Raw genomic sequence first — 17,771 nt, forward strand, 5'->3', positions numbered from 1 at the left:
AAGCTGAATATGGAGACTAAGGATATTGCCTCATTAATGAACCTTTCGGTCCGTGCAGTAGAGAATAACCGGTACCGATTGCGAAAGAAGCTCGATCTGAAACCTACACAGAACCTGAATGAGTACTTTTTGAATATAGATTAATAAAAACGAAGTCTATTTCTCTAATTATGTAACACCATGAAAAGTATCTGTAACATCCTACTAACCGGTTAAAAAAAACATCGTCTATCTTTGCCAACAGATGTAAACCTCTTAAAAGATAGAAACATGAAAAACTGGAAAACACGTTTATGGGTACTGATTGTTCTGCTGAACATGGGTATGGGCATTTCCACATTCGCACAGAAAATCCCCTTAGTCTACACTGTGGAAAATACAGGAATAAAGAATCCTGCACCCGTGTTGCCGGGTATCGATGAACTGCCGGTGGTAAAAACACTGACCGATCCCTTCCAATGGTCCGATGGCAGTGGCCGTTCAACCAACTTCAAGGACTGGAGCCGACGGCGTGCAGAGATAGCCCGCGAAATAGAACACTACGAAATCGGCGAGAAACCCGTAGTATCGAAAAAAGACATTACCGCGGATATCGTGGATGATACCCTTAGAGTAAATGTAACAGTGAACGGACAAACGCTCACCCTGAAAGCAAAAATTACTTATCCGGCAGGTAAAGGCCCTTTCCCAGCCATCATTGGAATAGGCAGAGGCACGGGTAGTCTTCCTCCCACCATCTTCACGAGCCGCAATATAGCACAAATCGCATTCAACTTCACACAAGTCATGTCGCACACACAAAAGCGCGGCAACGAGCCTATCAACAAACTTTATCCTGACCGTACGGACATGGGAGCCTATTGCGCCTGGTCCTGGGGAGTGAGCCGTATCATTGACGGATTGGAAATCGTAGGTAAAAAGAGCAAGATAGATACCAAACGACTGGCCATATCCGGTTGTTCCTTCGCCGGGAAAATGGCTCTTTTTGCCGGAGCATTCGATGAGCGTATTGCACTGACCATTGCTCAGGAACCGGGTGGTGGCGGTGCGGCAGCATGGCGTGTTTCTGAAACGCTGGGTGAAGTGGAAACTTTGGGAAGAACCAGTCATGCCTGGTTTAAAGAAAGTATGTTCCAGTATAAAGAAGATAATGTATCGAAATTGCCGTATGACCACCACGAACTGTGTGCCATGGTAGCACCGCGTGCACTGCTGGTACTCGGAAACCCGGACTATGTGTGGCTGGCTGATGAATCGGGTTATGTCTCCTGCCGTGCTGCCCGTAAAGTATGGGAAACCTTCGGCATTGCCGACAGAATGGGCTTCTCCATCGTAGGCGGACATGGGCACTGCCAGCTGCCCGAAAGCCAGTATCCTGAAGTAGAAGCGTTTGTCGACAAGTTCCTGCTTGGAAAGAAAGACGCGAATACAGAAGTAACCATTGCACCACTTTACGAAAAGGTGGACTATGAGCGCTGGTTATTCCACTAAAACTCTTTATCTTTGGGGGTATAACACTTACTAATACCCCCAAAGAATCATGAAAAGAATTTTATTGGCTATCTGTGTGATAGCGCTGTCTCTCCTTTCCTACGGACAAGGCAGCAACGAACGAGTCTTCACTTTCGCATGGCTCAGTGATGTACATCTCAATTCTTTCGCCTATGCCGAAGACGACCTGCGGCAATCCATTGAAGACATCAATGCCAATCCTGACGTTGCCTTCACCATCCTCAGCGGCGATGTCACTGAATTCGGTGACACCAAGGAATTTTATCTGCTGCAAGACATTCTGAAGAACTTCCGGAAACCTTATTTTCTCATCCCCGGCAACCATGATGTAAACTGGAGTGAAAACGGATGCACTATGTTCGACAAGATTTTCCAAGCCTCCCATTTCTGTTACGACTGGCAGGGAGTACGTTTCATCGGCTGTGGCGCCGGCCCAAGTCTGCGTATGGGACCACCTCACATTCCCCGCGAAGAAATTCTGTGGCTCGATTCTATCGTTCGCGCCACTCCGGCAGAACAACCCATTATTTTCATCAATCACTTCCCTATCGATCAGGATCTGAGTAACTGGTACGAAGTTGTCGACATCCTTAAAGCGCGCAATATCCAGGCAATACTCGGCGGACACCTACACGTGAACCGTGCTTATGATGCCGAAGGTATTCCCGCCGTAATCGGCCGTTCGTCCCTGCGCAGAAAAGATCCGATAGGCGGATATAACCTGGTCACACTTCGCGGCAATACATTAGAGTTCCATGAACGCATCATCAAAACAGAAACCCGCCCTGTATGGAATACGATCCATCTGGCACCTTTGCAGGAGAAAAAGGATACCACTTATTATCGTCCGGATTTCGCTATCAATGCTACTTATCCTTCGGTACGCGAAACCTGGAAATTGAAGGATGTGACTGATATCGCTTCGCAGGGAAGCATAGACGGTAACTTGTACGTTTACACCAATACAGCCGGTGTTGTCCATGCCCTTAATGCGAAGAACGGCAAAACCCTGTGGACCTATACCACCGGAAACAAGATATTTTCAGCCCCATTTATCACCCAAAAACTTGTCATTGTCTCTTCCTGTGATGGTTTCATCTATGCCCTTGACAGAAAGCAGGGCACAGTGCGATGGAAATACAATACTAATTACCCCATTGTAGCGTGCCCTGTCGTAACCGAAGGTACAGTCTACATCGGCAGCAGCAACGGTAAATTCTACTCTTTAAAGCTGACAGACGGAACACTGAACTGGACTTGTAATGGTCTGCAAGGCTACATCGAATCACGCCCGGCTGTGGATAAGGAGCGCGTATATATAGGCACTTGGGGAGCGATGTTCTATGCCATCGACCGCAGGAGTGGGGAGAAAATATGGGAGTTCGACACCAAACGAGGCAGATATTTCTCACCGGGTGCCTGCTGGCCGGTAGTACTGCCGTATACGCGGCAAGGAAAGACGAATGAACAAGTCATAGTTCTCAGCTCCGACTATTTCGTCCGCTCATTCCATCCCGGGACGGGAGAAATCTTTTGGGCTTCCGATGAAGCGAAAGGACGCGAGTCCCTCGGCTTCTCACCGGATGGAAAAACAATGTATGTGAAAGGAATCAAGAACAACATCACCGCTGCGGATATATCTCACGGCACCTATACCAGTCTTTGGAATACATCAATGCCCTACGAAAGCAACTTCATCCCCACCCGTATGGAAACAACCGAACAACTGGTGTTCATTCCTACTGAATTTGGTGTTCTCCATGCCGTGCGGACAGACGGAAGCGGCATTGCCTGGTCACACAAAATCTCCCATTCGGCAATAACTTCACTAAAGAATGCAGGAAAAGGGAAAATCATTGTCATGACAATGGATGGTACAGTGACTTGTCTGGAATATCCCCTATAGAAAACAGTTCATCCGCCGACGTCACGGATAATGCAGACTTCATTAATCATAAATCTGCGTTATCCGCGCCATCTGCGGATGAAAAATAATTCAGGAAAGTACGGTCAGATTATTCTCCGCCACCGCCACCTTCACCACCGCTACTCTTCACATCATCATTGCTGATGGTACGCGCGGCTTTCTTCACACTGGCTTTCAACTCACCGATGCGATAGCTAACACTTACACCAAAACGCTGACGAGTATATTTATTCCAACTATCCTGTATAAAGCCTACACCTTCTATACTTGAAGTCGGATGCTGATATTTCTTAAAGAAATTGCTAGCAAATGCCGACAAGGTCAGACGCTTCTTCAAGAATGATTTGTTTACACTCAATCCGTAGTCAAAGAAACTGCTCCCCTTTCCCTGCAACATGATCCAAGGCGTCTGACCATAAATATTCAGACTGATACGCCAATCGTGAGGCAAAGACTGCTGAGCACCACCATAAGCAAACAAATTCCAACCGTCATTCTTCAATCCATTGGCGCCTTCCAAATAAGTATAGTTACCATAAAGGTTTGCATAGATACGTGTATTGGAGGTAGCATTCCAGTTGATATAACCACTTAGGCTGGCATTCCTGCTCTTACCTATATTCTGATAAGTAGAATAAAGCACTTCTTTACCAGTAGGATTTTGCAGACCAAAAATTTCTGTATCCTTCACCTGTTCTGTTACCCGTTCAATACTATTATTGGTAAAGCTATAGCGGGCTGAAAGATTGATATTAAACTTCTGCGTGAAGTTGCTGTAACTCAAGTTAAACGAATGACTCTTCTCACTATCCAAATGAGAGTTACCCTGGCTTATATTTGTAGGATTACTATCGTCCAGATAAGGATTCAAATACCAGATCCCCGGACGGTAAATACGCATATTATAACCAAAACGAAGATTAGACATATCTGTCAACTTATAGCCAATACTTGCAGAAGGAACTAAATCATCAAAATTCTTATCAAAGTTATCTCCCTTACCCAACAGATATTTCACCTCCTGCTTCGTATGCTCATAACGCACACCAAGTCTTCCGGAAATCTTCTTCACTTTCAGTCCATATCCAAGGTATGCAGCCAAAATGTCATTCTGGTGTTTATAATGCGAACTGTGATCATTGTCAAACTCATAATCAGCTTGAGTTGCTGACGCTTGTTCATAACGATCATCTTCCGAAGAATTATCACGGAGAATATATTTCGCACCGGCTTCAAGAGTATGTATCTTGCCGATAGGCGTCGTATAATCAGCCTGAAAAGTATGTTCAGTAGTATTCTGGGATCCATCATTATGCTGATTTTTCATACGTTTCATAAAATCCTGCCAATCCGGAGCTACATCCTCCATATCATAATCATAAGTGGAGTATGAATCCGAACTTTCCGGTCTGGTATTGATTTTATAAGAGAAGGTCAACATACGATCTTTTACATGAAACATACGTTGGTAGTCAATGCCACCATCAATAGAATACCAGGAACTTTTGCTTCTATTGTTCGATACATATTGATACAGATCATCACCGGTACCGGGCATCGTTGCAAAAGTATTACTCAGTCCATTGCTGTTATTTCCGCCACCCCAAAGTCCGAACGACATGGTTATCAAACGCAAAGTATCAATTTCATAACTGGCTTCCATGCTGCCGGACTGGAAATTACCATGTCCTTTACTATCGCCACTATAATCTAAATCTGAAGAACCGTCGGTTATGTCGCCTACTGTACGACGAGTACCACCAGAATAGCTACGCGGACGATCATTATAATTATAATTATAACGAGCACTTATCGTCAACTTACCACTCTTAATTGTACCGAACAGGCCGCCACCAGCCCCCATGTTACTAACGTTTCCACTAAATGTAGCCGTATACCCTTCCAGTCCGCTACCTACAGTGACAATATTCAGGATCCCCCCTACACCTTCAGCGTCATACTTAGGACCGGGATTAGTAATAACCTCGATATGTTTGATAGAATTGGCGGGCATACTTTTCAGTACTTCCGTCGGATTATTACTCATCATATTGTTAGGTTTACCATTCACATACACCTTAAAGCTGCTACTACCGTTCACCTTAATATTATCTTCGCCATCTACAGTAACCAAAGGCACTTTACGAAGCATTTCCAATACAGAGTTTGACTTTGAATCAGGATCATCCTGTACATTATATTCTATCTTGTCAATATCAGCTTTCACCAGTGGTTTTTGAGCTACCACCTCTACTTGTCCAAGCTCATTGGACGCATCTGTAATATACAGCGTACCGAAATCAACAATTTTCTCTCCTGCTTTCACAGTAAAATCTTTCACAATGGTATTTCTACCGATAGAAGAAATCGTCATCACGAAATCACCCGTCCCCGGAACCTTTTCCTGAAACTTACCTTTCATGTCTGTTACCAGCATTTTCAATGCATGGGCAGGCGCTTCTTTTTTCACGATTTTAATTGTGGCATAAGGTTCTCCCTCTTGAGTCAAAGAATCCAGTAAGACTCCTTTAATCTGAAATGGAGGTGCCGCATTCTGTGCCGCTACCAATGAGGATATTACCAGCATTATAAGCAGCAAAGGGCATTTAATTTTCATTTCTGTTTTAGTTTGTTTGATGAATATTAGTTGACTGTTTTTGTATTAGACGTACATCGTAGCTATTTTGTCACATGAATGCGGCAAAAGTAGGCTCTTTTTCTTTATCTACGAGATTTTCGGAGTTAAAAAAGCACAAAGAAAAGGGATTAGAGAGAATATTTGTAAGCGTTCTTGCGGAATTTATAGCAAATAGAAAAAAAGTAGCAGGCAGACATTCACTGCAATCACACCACCAAACCCACGCAGTACCCACCGGCGCAACGGACTCTTCCCACCGGCAAAGAACAACGCATAGCACATATTCACGGCAATATTGCTCACGATAGCCTGCATACAACAAGCTGTCACCACCACAACGGCAACACCCGAACCTTGCAGCAGGTTCAGAATAAATGGAGTGATATCACTCAACCCGGCAATGAACGACAAGACATTCAATCCACCCGTACCGGTATAAATCAAAGTATAATGTGTCACAATGGTGAATATCACAAACAGAACGGCAAAAATCAGTGCAACTTTAAATTCCAACGGATTACTGCTATCTTCTTCTTCAGCTTCTTCGCCCGTCACCGGAATCGACTTACGCTTCCGATGCAGATACCAGGCCACTCCCGCCGTAACGAAGGACATAATAAGGAGGTATGGATAAATTTCCGCAAGAATCGCCTTACTGAATATACCTATTAGTATAAGGAAACGAAGAAACATCATACTCACTGCCAACAACATTGCTGCGGCATATTCCGGCGCCTCCTGTGCAGGTGCCTTGCGACTCTTACGTGCCAGAACAGAAATAGTTGCCGTACTGCTATACAAACCACCTATAATACCAGATACCAGAATACCGGACTCATGAAATACATATCGCCTCAGCAGATAAGATAAATAAGAGATACCGGATACAACTACCGTAGCCAACCAGACGGTATAAGGAGTCAAATTAATGTCGGGTATCAGATTTTCATTCGGCAACATCGGTAAGATAATGCCACTGATAGCGAGGAACTTGGCGAGAGTAATCATCTCGTCATTCTTCATGCGCTGTGCGAGTTCTGTAAAAGTATGCTTCAATTCGGTAAAGAGCAATACTGTCACAACCACCATCACGTAAAACCAGGAGGGTTGTGTGGCTACAATAGGAGCAATACAATAAGTGATGAGTGCGATAATAATGGTGGTAACCCCGAATACATGGAACTGAGATTGTTTAACGTAATAGTTCAATCCCAGTAGCAGTCCCAATATAGCGCCACCGCCCATAAACAAGCGGTAATCCACCGGATCAAGAATATAAAGCAGATACCCCAAAATACCTATAAAAGTGAACGTGCGGTCCGTACCGAACAACGTTGTCTCCCCTTCGCGCTTCAAACTGATTTTCCGCTGTGAAAGTCCTATTAATAAAGAAAACAAAGTCACCAATACAAAGGTCACCAGTTCTCTAGGCAGGTATTCATAAAGTTTCTCCATTTCGTCCTCTGAATATACTTGATTAGCAACCATTTGCAAGGAGTTAACTTCCTGTCAACAAGAAGTTAACTCCTTGTTGACAAACTCTTAACTTCTTGTTGACAGGGTATTAAGGTCTTACCAAACGGTGTATGGATGCTTCATCAGTTGCGAGTTATAGTAACGGACGTCGCCTGTTACTTCCCGCCCTATGAAATCCGGTTTTTCAAAAGCCTCGTCTTCCGAAGTCAATTCCACTTCAGCAACTACCAAACCTTCATTTTCACCGTAGAACTCATCCACCTCAAAGGTATGCCGTCCGCTGCGCACCAGATAACGAGTTTTATCGATAACACCCGGTTCACAAAGTTTCATCAGTTCCTCCGCTTCATTCAATGGAATCTCTTTTTCCCACTCATATCGGCTGAGTCCCGAGGCATCGGAAGCACCTTTTATTGTAAGATATCCCTTTCCGTTACGGATGCGCACCCGCACGGTCCGGCCTCTTGCACTACTGATATAACCTTGTACAATACGGCTTTGTTCATACGCCCTCGATTTGTACTCCCCCGTCACGAGGAATTTCCGTTCTATTTCTTGCGACATCTATCAGTTATTTCCCTAAGAACGAGTATCCTATCAGCATCACCAGCACCAGTATCAATGCAGATACACCAATAATCAACAACACTTTCTTAGCTTGTTCTTCTTCCTTACGGCTATGCATAACCTTTTTCTTACTCTTTCCCATAATGTGTTCTTAGTATTAAAGTTCAACTGATAACAAAGTAACATGAAATTCGGGAAGATTCCAAAAGAAAAGAGGAAATTTATTTGTAACAAGCTAATATCTGAACCATACCCGAACCGTATCTGAGCCGTACTTGCTCCGTACATTCTTCGGTCAGAAGTATCTCTGAACGAAGAAAGTACGGCTTTGGTACGGAGCAAGTGCATCTCAGGTACGGCAGAAAGGCATCCCGAACCACCTACAAGTAGTTAGTAAACTACTACGCAGTAAGTGCCCACCTACTTACAGGTAGTTTAGTATTTACTACGTAGTAGTTTTTCGTCGCTCTAGGTTAAATGAGATCAAATGATACTTTTACCTTAAATAAACTATCCGTTTTTAGCTTCTCACTTAAAATAAACATGTAAATTTGTGATATAATTTATAAAAGTTATGAAACAAGGGGCATTACTACAAATATATCTGTTATCTATCATCTTGCTACATTGTTTTTGTGGATGCGAAAACCGATCTTATCCCCAAACGTTAATATCGGCAGATTCTCTCTCAAGCGTGAATCCGGACAGTGCAATAGCCATACTAACAGCAATGAAAGAAAAGATTGCAGCCGAAAATAAACAAACACAAATGTACTATCAGTTGATATGTCTAAAAGCTAAAGACAAAGCTTATATTACCCATACTTCAGATAACAGTATACTTCAAATATTAAAATATTACGAACAAAAAGAAGAAAAAAAGCATCTTCCAGAGGCCTATTATTATGCCGGGCGTGTTTACAGAGATTTAGGAGATGCACCGCAAGCATTGGATTACTATCAAAAAGCCTTGGATGTTTCACAAAGCAGCAAGGATTATAAGTTAATCAGTAGAATCTATAGCCAAATGGGAACATTGTATCTATACCAAAGAGTATACAATGAAGCATTATCCGTTTTCAAGAAAAGCTATAATTATGACATTTTATCGAATGACAGTATTGGACAAATATACAGTTTACGCGATATAGGGCGTACATTTACAGGATATAATAATGCCGACAGTTCTCTTTTCTACTATGAAAACGCATATAAGCAGGCAAGAGAGATAAAGAACAAACATCTGACAACCATTATTTCAGGAGAACTTGCCAGTCTCTACACACAATTAGGGATGTACTCTCAAGCTGAAGAAGCAATTCGCATTTCTATGCAGGCAAAGGAAAAAAGGAATTTAGCATCTCGCATCTCCACAATAGCCGACTTATACTTTAAGATGAATAATCAAGATTCAGCCTATTACTATTATCACAAATTATTAGAATTCGACAATTACTATACTAAACAAGGAGGTTATGAAGGTTTAAGCAACATATGCAAACAGAATCACCTATATAAAGAGGCATTAGATTATGTTGATTTATATTTAGCGTATACAGACTCCATAAAGAAACAGACTGATACGGAAACCATACGTAAAATGCAATCTTTGTACAACTATCAATTGAGAGAAAAAGAAAATCAAAAACTCAAGGATATAAACGCCAAACAAGAAGCAAAGGTAATAGGTCTCATCTTCATACTTATACTATCAATAACAAGTTTCCTACTTTATTCACAATATACAAAGCGAAAGAGAGAACAAAAGAAAGAACAGCAAAGGCGACTGCAAGAAATAAAAGAAAGGCAATATCAGAAAAGTATTGAATTCATCGAGAAAAATGCAAAACATATTCATTTTTTAGAGACACAATTACAGGTTGCACAATCAGAAAAGGACGAATTAAAACAAGAGTTATTAGAAGCACAAAAAGAATTGATTGAAAATACAAATAAACAAATAGAAGCAGAACAGAAAGAACAAACACTCTTAGAAAGTAATTTAAAACGATCTGATATTTATATCCATTTCCACCAAGCTGCCAAAAACCAAACCAATATAACAGCAGCAGAGTGGAACGATTTACAAGCAATGATAGACCAAACATACGGAATGTTCACTAAACGGCTTTATGCGCTCTTCCCGCAAATTAGTGAGCAGGAATTACGCATTTGTCTATTACTCAAAATATCAATATCAGCTACAGGCATTGCTAACCTGACACTGCGCTCTAAACAAGCTGTAACTTCCTCCCGCAAGAAACTCTACGAGAAGACGCATGGGCAACAAGGCGGTCCAGAGAAATGGGATCAATTCATACAAGCATTTTAAGTCCAAGGTTATATCACAAATTACTACACAAAATCAGAACCGTACTAAAACCGTACAAAGATTCTAAACTAGTCCATCCATATCAGCATATATTTGCGGCTTAAATTTCAAAAAATAAATAATATGAAAAGAGAATTAGTCGCATTTATGTGCATTACTATGTCATTAACTTCTTTTGCAGGGCATAAAGAGAATTGGAATTTCAAAGAACAAAAGGATATTAAAGTTATAGAAAGGAGTTGGGGTGAAGACAAACGCTCAATTTCTTATGTTCCCAACCTCTCCCATAACGGCAACATTATCTATATTTACTCAGATATTATTTTAGAAGACCTACAGATTACAATACTCAATGAATTCGATAGTATCGTTTATTCAAGCACCATTACCGTCTTCAACAACCAAGACTATTCTTTTCAAATTAACACAATGGGAGCAGGAATATATACTATTGAGCTAACAAACGGAGAATACTCACTCTGGGGACAATTCACACTTTACTAAATTCAACAATATACTAAATATGAAAAAACTGCTATTTATTGCATTCTTATTTTGTACAATAACTTATGTACACGCTCAAAACAAAATCAAGTATTCCTACGACAGTGCCGGTAATCGTACTAAAAGAGAGATTGTGTTATCAGCCACAAGAAGTATACTTTCAGAAGAAAATGAGCAAGTGCCTTACATTGAGGAAATGCAAAGTCATGAAATCAAAATCTATCCCAATCCAACGAAAGGGATTTTAAACATTAAAATAACGGGATTAGACAAAGCTAAGGGATTTATTAGTATTTATAATATTGTCGGGAAATTAATTGAAAAGACTGAACTATCTGGCAATAATCAAATTTTTGATCTCAGTGCACAACCCAATGGTATTTATATCATGCAAATTAGGATTGAAGATAAAATATCTAGTTGGAAAATTATAAAAGAATAATAACAAGATAATATGGACAAAATTAGACTCAAATTAGCCATTATTTTGGCAACAATATTCTTCACAGGCAACGCCTTTAGTCAAACTACAATGAAAGAACTTATCGGGCTTCCCATTGACAGTATAGGCTTCAATATCACAATGGACAGTACTGATAACAGGAATATCCCTACCACCTCCAGATCGTTACAAGCAATAACCAGAATCTCGGGAAACGAACTTCATCCACATATTCCTACCTCTTATACCATTGACAAAACTAAGGATGTAGGTGAAATTCCATGTAATTCTACCGTTTCACCTACAGGTGCAATGACCATCAATATACCAATAGAAGCATATCAAAGCCCAGATGGCTTCACACCACAAATTTCGTTGACTTATAATAGTTTATCTGGTAATGGCCCATTAGGATGGGGATGGAATATAGCTGGGGCATCTGTTATATCTAAAGGAAATATGTCCATATATTATGACGATCAAGTTTATGGAGTACTAACTGGTCTTTATGCTAATGCATATTTCATAGATGGACAAAGATTAATTCAAACGGATATATCAGCAGGCAAAGTAGCCTATCAAACTGAACAAGGTTTTATCAAAGTACGTGGAATCATATCAGGATTTGACTTTAACAGTTTTGAGGTAATTTTTCCTGATGGAAGAAAAGCAAAATATGATATCACAGATGGAATCAACTACTATATCACACAAATGACGGACAAATCAGGTTCCGTAATCAATTATACGTATACAAAAATAAATGACCACTATCGAATAAGCAAAATAACATACGGGAAGAGTAAACAGGCATGGCTATCATTCAACTACATATCTCGTTCCGCTGATGTACAAAACATATTTAATGGTGGAAAAAAAATCACCTACGATTATCAGCTTTCATCTATTACGACCAATCTATACGGCTCTGCAATAAGAACGTATTCATTAACATACATAACAGGAGGATCGGTATCACTCATTTCACAAATAGCCTGTACTGCGACTGGAAAATCATTAAATCCTCTGAAATTTTATTATGGAGACAACAAACAAATTAAAGGTTTTGACAAAAAAGACACCCAGTTAATACACTGGTATAACTTCGAAGAAGCTAATCAGGTACGCACTACTAAAGGAAAGTTTGATTATGGCTCTGAAAATGACGGTATTATAATGCTGCCCAACAAAGCCTCTTATGTAGAATATTACCGAAAATCTGGAACATTTCATCATTCACGAAACTATTTTGAAAACCAATATACAGGAGACGAAACTATAATCGTAGCTACCGGACTTAGCGGTGACTTTGCCATGTATAATCCTGAATTGAAAACAGAAGCAGGCTTTGTTGATATATTCTGCATGGATTTAGATAAGTTTGATGGAGAAGAAATCGTCAAAGTTAACAACTACGTCTCAGGTGATATGGACAAAATTGATTTTCATGTTTATACAGGCAATCTACTTTCTGGAATAGCCAAAAAGTATACACGTTCTTACAGTTTTAACACATTACTAGATCATAGAGGAACTAAAAGTATCAACCCTAAATATTACTATACCGGTGATTTTAATGGGGACGGAAAAATGGAAGTACTGGTTGTCTCCGCCTACAATGCAATGGATAAAGGAGCACCGAGTAAATGCTATATAATAGATTTAGAAAACAATAAAATATTATATGAAGGTAGTCCCTTCTCATATTGGTTAGCATTTCCTGCTTATCAAGATAAAAATATAAGTGGAGAAGAAGCCTATGCCCAATCCAATAAATTATATACCATAGATTACAATGGGGATGGAAGAACAGATTTATGTTTAATAAATGACAGTGGAACTACTATTTTTTCATTTTATGGTACAGGAGCAAATATCAATGGCTACAGCACTGTTGCAACAGATAGCCAACTGAATAATTCAATGTTACGTGACAGAGAATTCTTATTGGGAGAATTTAATGGAGACGGCAAATCAGACTTTATTCTTTCACCATTGAAAAGCAACGGTACAACCTGGAGCATCTTTTCCTCAAAAGGCAATGGACTTTGGGACAAAAAAGATATCACTATCACATCAAGACTTGAAACGTCTAAATTTATACTACAAGATATGAATGGTGACGGACAGACAGATCTAATTGAAACCTATGGCAGTTCCAGTAATGTATCATTAGCAACTTATTTTATCTCTTATCAAACTTATAAAGGTTCAAGCAACACAACTATACCCAAAGAGACTGTTTTAATTCCTACAAATATACAAAGCCGTAATTATTACAATAATCTTATCAGCTTAAAAACAGGAGGAATCGCATCCAGATTATACTATAAGAATGACGACTCCCAAAATAGATTATTAACCGGAATTATCAACAGTTATGGTGTTATAACAAAGGCCGGTTATCAACAACTGAACGATGAAACCACCCCTCTATACACTCCCGGGGCAGGCGCAGAATTTCCCTATCAAAACTTCAAGGGGGGATTAACTGTATGTTCAAATCTGGTAGCCTATAACAATGGAACATTATTGCGAGACCTTAGCTATTTATATACCAATGCTGTTATCCACAAACAAGGACTTGGTTTCAAGGGATTTGAGAAAATAAATGTTTATGATAATGTTACCGGTAAACATAGTTCGCAAACATTTGACCCCCTTCGTTTTTCTGTCCTGGTGGAAGATGATTCTGACGAACTATCAAGTAAATATACATATAGTATTTCTACTGCATCAAACAAAATAACGAATATATTACTTACACAAAAAACGACAACAGATAAATCCAAAGGTCTGTCAATAACAGGGCAATACAAATACGATACATACGGTAACATTACTCAAGAGATAATCAGTTATGGCAATGGGCTTTCTACTACAAAGAATAATACTTATCAAAATATCACAAAAGATTCGGTATATATATTAGGATTGCCACTCACCGAACAATCAATAACTGCACGCAACGGAGGAACATCTACAAACCGTACAGTAATGACGTATAATACTCAATATTTTCCTATTTCAAAGACATATTATGTAGCTAATACCAATAAAATAAAAGAAGAAAAGTTTGAATATAATTCAATCAATCAATTGATACGAACCAGAACCAAATATTACTCTTCTCCCAATGAACAAATTGTCGGATATGAATATAATTCTAATGGGCAACTTAGCAGCCAAACCGACCCACTTGGTTTAAAAGAAACATATACTTATAATGGGAAAGGATTACTAAGCGCAGTCCAAAATCACAAAAATAAAAAGACCTCTTTCGATTATGACCCATGGGGCAGAAAGATCAAATCAACTTATGCGGATGGAAGCATTTCAACCAGCACAGCTTCTTGGGCATCTTCTCCCACGAATGCATTGATAGTTATCAATGAGAGTTCCACCGGACAACCAGATACACAAACATATTTGGATGCTCTTAATCGTGAGGTTAGAACAGGAGAGAAATGTTTTGATGGACAATATTTATATGTCGATAACTTATATGACAACCAAGGACATCTGTCCAAGACTTCATATCCTTGTAAAGGAACCCCGGGATTATGGCAAATTTATAGCTATGATAATTATGACAGAATAACTAAAGTAGTTTATCCTGCAGGAAGACAAGAGACATATTCTTATAGTGGCCTCACAACAACAAGTGTAATAAATGGTATATCGACCAAACAGATATATAATGCGATGGGAGATTTAATAAAGGTTGAAGATTCAAGTGGCTCAATAACCTACAATTATCGTCCTGACGGACAATTATCTTCAATTATTGCTCCTGGCAATATCACAACATCTTTTAGCTATGATACATACGGACGGCAAACCCAGCTAACAGATCCAAGTGCGGGAAGTACTACATTTACCTACGATGCAGCAGGCAACACCAATTCCAAGACAGATGCCAATGGGAAAGCCACACGTATGACGTATGATACATATAATCGTTTAACGAAACTTGAATATGTGGGTGAATTAACGACTAATTATGCTTATAATACAGATGGCCTGATTACATCTGAACAGAGCAATAATGGCACATCCAAGACTTACATGTATGATGACTTATTCCGTTTATCTGTGGAAAAAGAAGTAATAGTTGATGGGAAATGGTTGCAAAAATATTACTTATATAATAACGGCAACATTTCCTCTGTAAACTATCTATCACAATCCGGCAATATTACAACAGAGCATTTCAAATATACTAATGGGAATCTATCCGAAATCAAACTCAACGATTCTATTTCTATTTGGAAATTAACCGGAGAAAACAATCAAGGACTACCAACGGCTTATACCACTGGAATATTAAGCCGTACTCAAACGTATGACACTGATGGAAGGGTAACATCTATCATCGCTAAGAAAAATACGACTTCCATACAAAACTTCGGATGTAGCTTTATTGCAACGACCGGCAATTTAGACTGGAGGTCGGATGCAAAACGAAACTTGAAAGAAAATTTTGGGTATGACAACCTTAATCGCCTGACAGCCTTTGCCAAGCAGACTGTAGCTTATGACATCAAAGGAAATATTACGAATTCAAGTGGTATAGGCAAGTTTGAATATAGTGCAAGTAAACCCTATGCAATTGAGACGGTAACGGCTTCAGGTAATACCATACCACTACGTAACCAGACAATAGCATACAATGCTATGCTACGCCCCGTATCCATTACAGAAAATGGGTATACAGCTACGTTCACTTACAATGGGGATGCCAATCGTGTCAAAATGTTACTAAAGCAAGGCACCGCTGATAAATTGACCCGATATTATATAGGGAACAAATATGAACTGGATAAAACGGCTAACAGTACTAAAGAAAAACTTTATGTAGGTGGCGACGCATATTCTGCTCAAACAGTTTTAGTTAAAAATGGTACAGGTACATGGAATATATATTACCTTTGTCGCGATCACTTAGGCAGTATTACACAAATAACAGACGCATCCGGTAATATTGTACAAGAATTGAGTTATGACGCCTGGGGTAAACTGAGAAATCCAGCTACACAAGCTATCTATGCGCCAGGTAGTGAACCGGAACTCTTTTTAGGCAGAGGATATACCGGACACGAACACCTTGCGATCTTTGGTTTGATTAATATGAATGCCCGACTATACGATCCGGCATTAGGACGTTTCCTAAGTCCTGATCCGTATGTACAGAACCCGGATTTCAGTCAGAATTTCAATCGTTACAGCTATTGTTTAAATAATCCGCTAATATATGTAGACCAAAACGGTGAATGGTTTTTCATTGACGATTTAATCGCAGCATTTGTCGGTGGAGTAATCAATGTAGTAGTTAATGCCGTACAAGGGAATATACATAGTGTAGGACAAGGATTCGCCCTTTTTGGAACAGGAGCCGCTTCTGGATTTGTAACAATCTATGCAGGTCCAATAGCTGGAGCGGCGGTATTAGGAGCAACAAATAGCATTGTTAATCAAGGATTCAACAATGGCTGGGGTAATATAGATTGGATGCAGGTTGGTGGTTCAGGTATAATAGGAGGAGCAACTTCTTATTTAGGGGGAAGTTTAGGTAGCTATTTAGCAAAACCAATTAGCAAATTAACAGAAGGGATTGCAAGCCCTATACTAAAAGAGGTTTTGACACAAGGTACATTAAACTCTGCTACAGGCTTTGGTTTAGGTACGGCTATGGCATTAGGCTCAGGTGCTGATCTTGGAGAGGCATTAAAACAAGGAGGTCAAAGTGCTGCATTAGGATTAATGTCTGGTGTAATAAGTGGGACTGCTGACGGTATAAAAGCCGTTAGAGATGCAGGAAAAAGCCCTTGGAAAAGCGATATAAAGAATAAAGAAAACAATAACACAAGCAAACACGCAACAGAAAGAGCTCAAGAACGTGGGATCTCTCAAAGTAATATTGACGATGCTCTAAATAATCCACTAAAAGTTACAGATGTAAAATATGATTCACAAGGAAGACCTAGTATTAAGTATATAGGAACAAATGCAACCGTAGTAGTAAATCCTACAACAGGGAAAATCATAACCGTACACGGTACTCATACAAAAGATGTAAAAAAATTAGGAGGTAACAAATGATTAAAAAAGTGACATTATCTAAAAAAGAGTATGACTATCTTATACATTCTCTTTTAAAAGGACGTGAGAATTTAATAAATAAAATAAAAATCTTCAATTCAACAGATTCTATAAAACTCTATCTAGATGAAGATACAGCATATGAAATCCGTGGATTGGCAAGTGATGAAGTCGCATTGCATTTTGATGAGAATTATGAGCCAACAGAAGAAGGATGGATATTAGAACATTTTATTGACAAGTTTTACTTTGAATAAATTTCCGCCGCAGC

The 17,771-nt window shown here is 39.6% G+C and carries 12 protein-coding genes; 8 read left to right on the top strand and 4 right to left on the bottom strand.

Annotated features, from left to right (window positions below):
* The 3 genes from K429_RS30275 to K429_RS0107995 form a co-directional block, all read left to right on the top strand.
* Positions 1-144 (top strand): sigma factor-like helix-turn-helix DNA-binding protein (locus K429_RS30275; protein ID WP_155923387.1); only part of this gene is annotated, 144 nt, incomplete at its 5' end.
* 126 nt (positions 145-270) lie between these two features.
* Positions 271-1,491: a S9 family peptidase gene (locus K429_RS0107990; protein WP_026366561.1), complete on the top strand. Its 1,221-nt coding sequence runs from the start codon at positions 271-273 to the stop codon at positions 1,489-1,491.
* 49 nt (positions 1,492-1,540) lie between these two features.
* Positions 1,541-3,418: a PQQ-binding-like beta-propeller repeat protein gene (locus K429_RS0107995; RefSeq protein WP_026366562.1), complete on the top strand. Its 1,878-nt coding sequence runs from the start codon at positions 1,541-1,543 to the stop codon at positions 3,416-3,418.
* A 109-nt stretch (positions 3,419-3,527) separates the two neighbouring features.
* On the opposite strand, the gene K429_RS0108000 is transcribed toward K429_RS0107995, so the two are convergent.
* From K429_RS0108000 to K429_RS30660, 4 genes are all read right to left on the bottom strand, one after another.
* The gene (locus K429_RS0108000; protein WP_007210768.1) at positions 3,528-6,056 is read right to left on the bottom strand and encodes a TonB-dependent receptor domain-containing protein; all 2,529 of its coding nucleotides are present in this window, start codon (positions 6,054-6,056) and stop codon (positions 3,528-3,530) included.
* Between the two features lie 183 nt (positions 6,057-6,239).
* Positions 6,240-7,532: a DUF4010 domain-containing protein gene (locus tag K429_RS0108005; protein WP_026366563.1), complete on the bottom strand. Its 1,293-nt coding sequence runs from the start codon at positions 7,530-7,532 to the stop codon at positions 6,240-6,242.
* Between the two features lie 117 nt (positions 7,533-7,649).
* Positions 7,650-8,117 (bottom strand): CYTH domain-containing protein, encoded by a 468-nt coding sequence (locus tag K429_RS0108010; protein WP_007210770.1) that lies wholly within the window; start codon positions 8,115-8,117, stop codon positions 7,650-7,652.
* 7 nt (positions 8,118-8,124) lie between these two features.
* Complete coding sequence (locus K429_RS30660; RefSeq protein WP_007210771.1) at positions 8,125-8,262, bottom strand: hypothetical protein; 138 nt, start codon at positions 8,260-8,262, stop codon at positions 8,125-8,127.
* A gap of 432 nt (positions 8,263-8,694) precedes the next feature.
* Between K429_RS30660 and K429_RS0108020 the strand changes: the two genes are divergently transcribed.
* The 5 genes from K429_RS0108020 (at position 8,695) to K429_RS0108040 (ending at position 17,757) form a co-directional block, all read left to right on the top strand.
* A complete protein-coding gene (locus tag K429_RS0108020) occupies positions 8,695-10,452 on the top strand; it encodes a tetratricopeptide repeat protein (protein WP_026366564.1) in 1,758 nt (585 codons plus the stop codon).
* Between the two features lie 123 nt (positions 10,453-10,575).
* Positions 10,576-10,956 carry a DUF3244 domain-containing protein gene (locus K429_RS0108025; protein ID WP_081679755.1) on the top strand — a complete coding sequence of 127 codons (381 nt, stop codon included), beginning with the start codon at positions 10,576-10,578 and terminating at the stop codon, positions 10,954-10,956.
* A 19-nt stretch (positions 10,957-10,975) separates the two neighbouring features.
* On the top strand, positions 10,976-11,398 hold the full coding sequence (locus tag K429_RS0108030) for a T9SS type A sorting domain-containing protein (protein WP_026366566.1): 423 nt from the start codon (positions 10,976-10,978) through the stop codon (positions 11,396-11,398).
* Between the two features lie 12 nt (positions 11,399-11,410).
* Complete coding sequence (locus K429_RS0108035) at positions 11,411-17,500, top strand: RHS repeat-associated core domain-containing protein (protein ID WP_026366567.1); 6,090 nt, start codon at positions 11,411-11,413, stop codon at positions 17,498-17,500.
* Positions 17,497-17,757: a hypothetical protein gene (locus tag K429_RS0108040; RefSeq protein WP_026366568.1), complete on the top strand. Its 261-nt coding sequence runs from the start codon at positions 17,497-17,499 to the stop codon at positions 17,755-17,757. Before K429_RS0108035 ends, K429_RS0108040 begins: the two co-directional genes overlap by 4 nt.
* Positions 17,758-17,771 lie beyond the last annotated feature (14 nt).

The sequence above is a fragment of the Bacteroides sp. 14(A) genome (genome assembly GCF_000526555.1).
Taxonomy (GTDB): domain Bacteria; phylum Bacteroidota; class Bacteroidia; order Bacteroidales; family Bacteroidaceae; genus Bacteroides; species Bacteroides cellulosilyticus.

What these genes read in the sequence shown, in the direction of transcription:
- K429_RS0107990 (WP_026366561.1), top strand. Translation starts at nt 271, where the DNA reads ATGAAAAACTGGAAAACACGTTTATGGGTACTGATTGTTCTGCTGAAC.
- K429_RS0108025 (WP_081679755.1), top strand. Translation starts at nt 10,576, where the DNA reads ATGAAAAGAGAATTAGTCGCATTTATGTGCATTACTATGTCATTAACT.
- K429_RS0108020 (WP_026366564.1), top strand. Translation starts at nt 8,695, where the DNA reads ATGAAACAAGGGGCATTACTACAAATATATCTGTTATCTATCATCTTG.
- K429_RS0108005 (WP_026366563.1), bottom strand. Translation starts at nt 7,532, where the DNA reads ATGGAGAAACTTTATGAATACCTGCCTAGAGAACTGGTGACCTTTGTA.
- K429_RS0108030 (WP_026366566.1), top strand. Translation starts at nt 10,976, where the DNA reads ATGAAAAAACTGCTATTTATTGCATTCTTATTTTGTACAATAACTTAT.
- K429_RS0108035 (WP_026366567.1), top strand. Translation starts at nt 11,411, where the DNA reads ATGGACAAAATTAGACTCAAATTAGCCATTATTTTGGCAACAATATTC.
- K429_RS0108010 (WP_007210770.1), bottom strand. Translation starts at nt 8,117, where the DNA reads ATGTCGCAAGAAATAGAACGGAAATTCCTCGTGACGGGGGAGTACAAA.
- K429_RS0107995 (WP_026366562.1), top strand. Translation starts at nt 1,541, where the DNA reads ATGAAAAGAATTTTATTGGCTATCTGTGTGATAGCGCTGTCTCTCCTT.
- K429_RS30660 (WP_007210771.1), bottom strand. Translation starts at nt 8,262, where the DNA reads ATGGGAAAGAGTAAGAAAAAGGTTATGCATAGCCGTAAGGAAGAAGAA.
- K429_RS0108040 (WP_026366568.1), top strand. Translation starts at nt 17,497, where the DNA reads ATGATTAAAAAAGTGACATTATCTAAAAAAGAGTATGACTATCTTATA.
- K429_RS0108000 (WP_007210768.1), bottom strand. Translation starts at nt 6,056, where the DNA reads ATGAAAATTAAATGCCCTTTGCTGCTTATAATGCTGGTAATATCCTCA.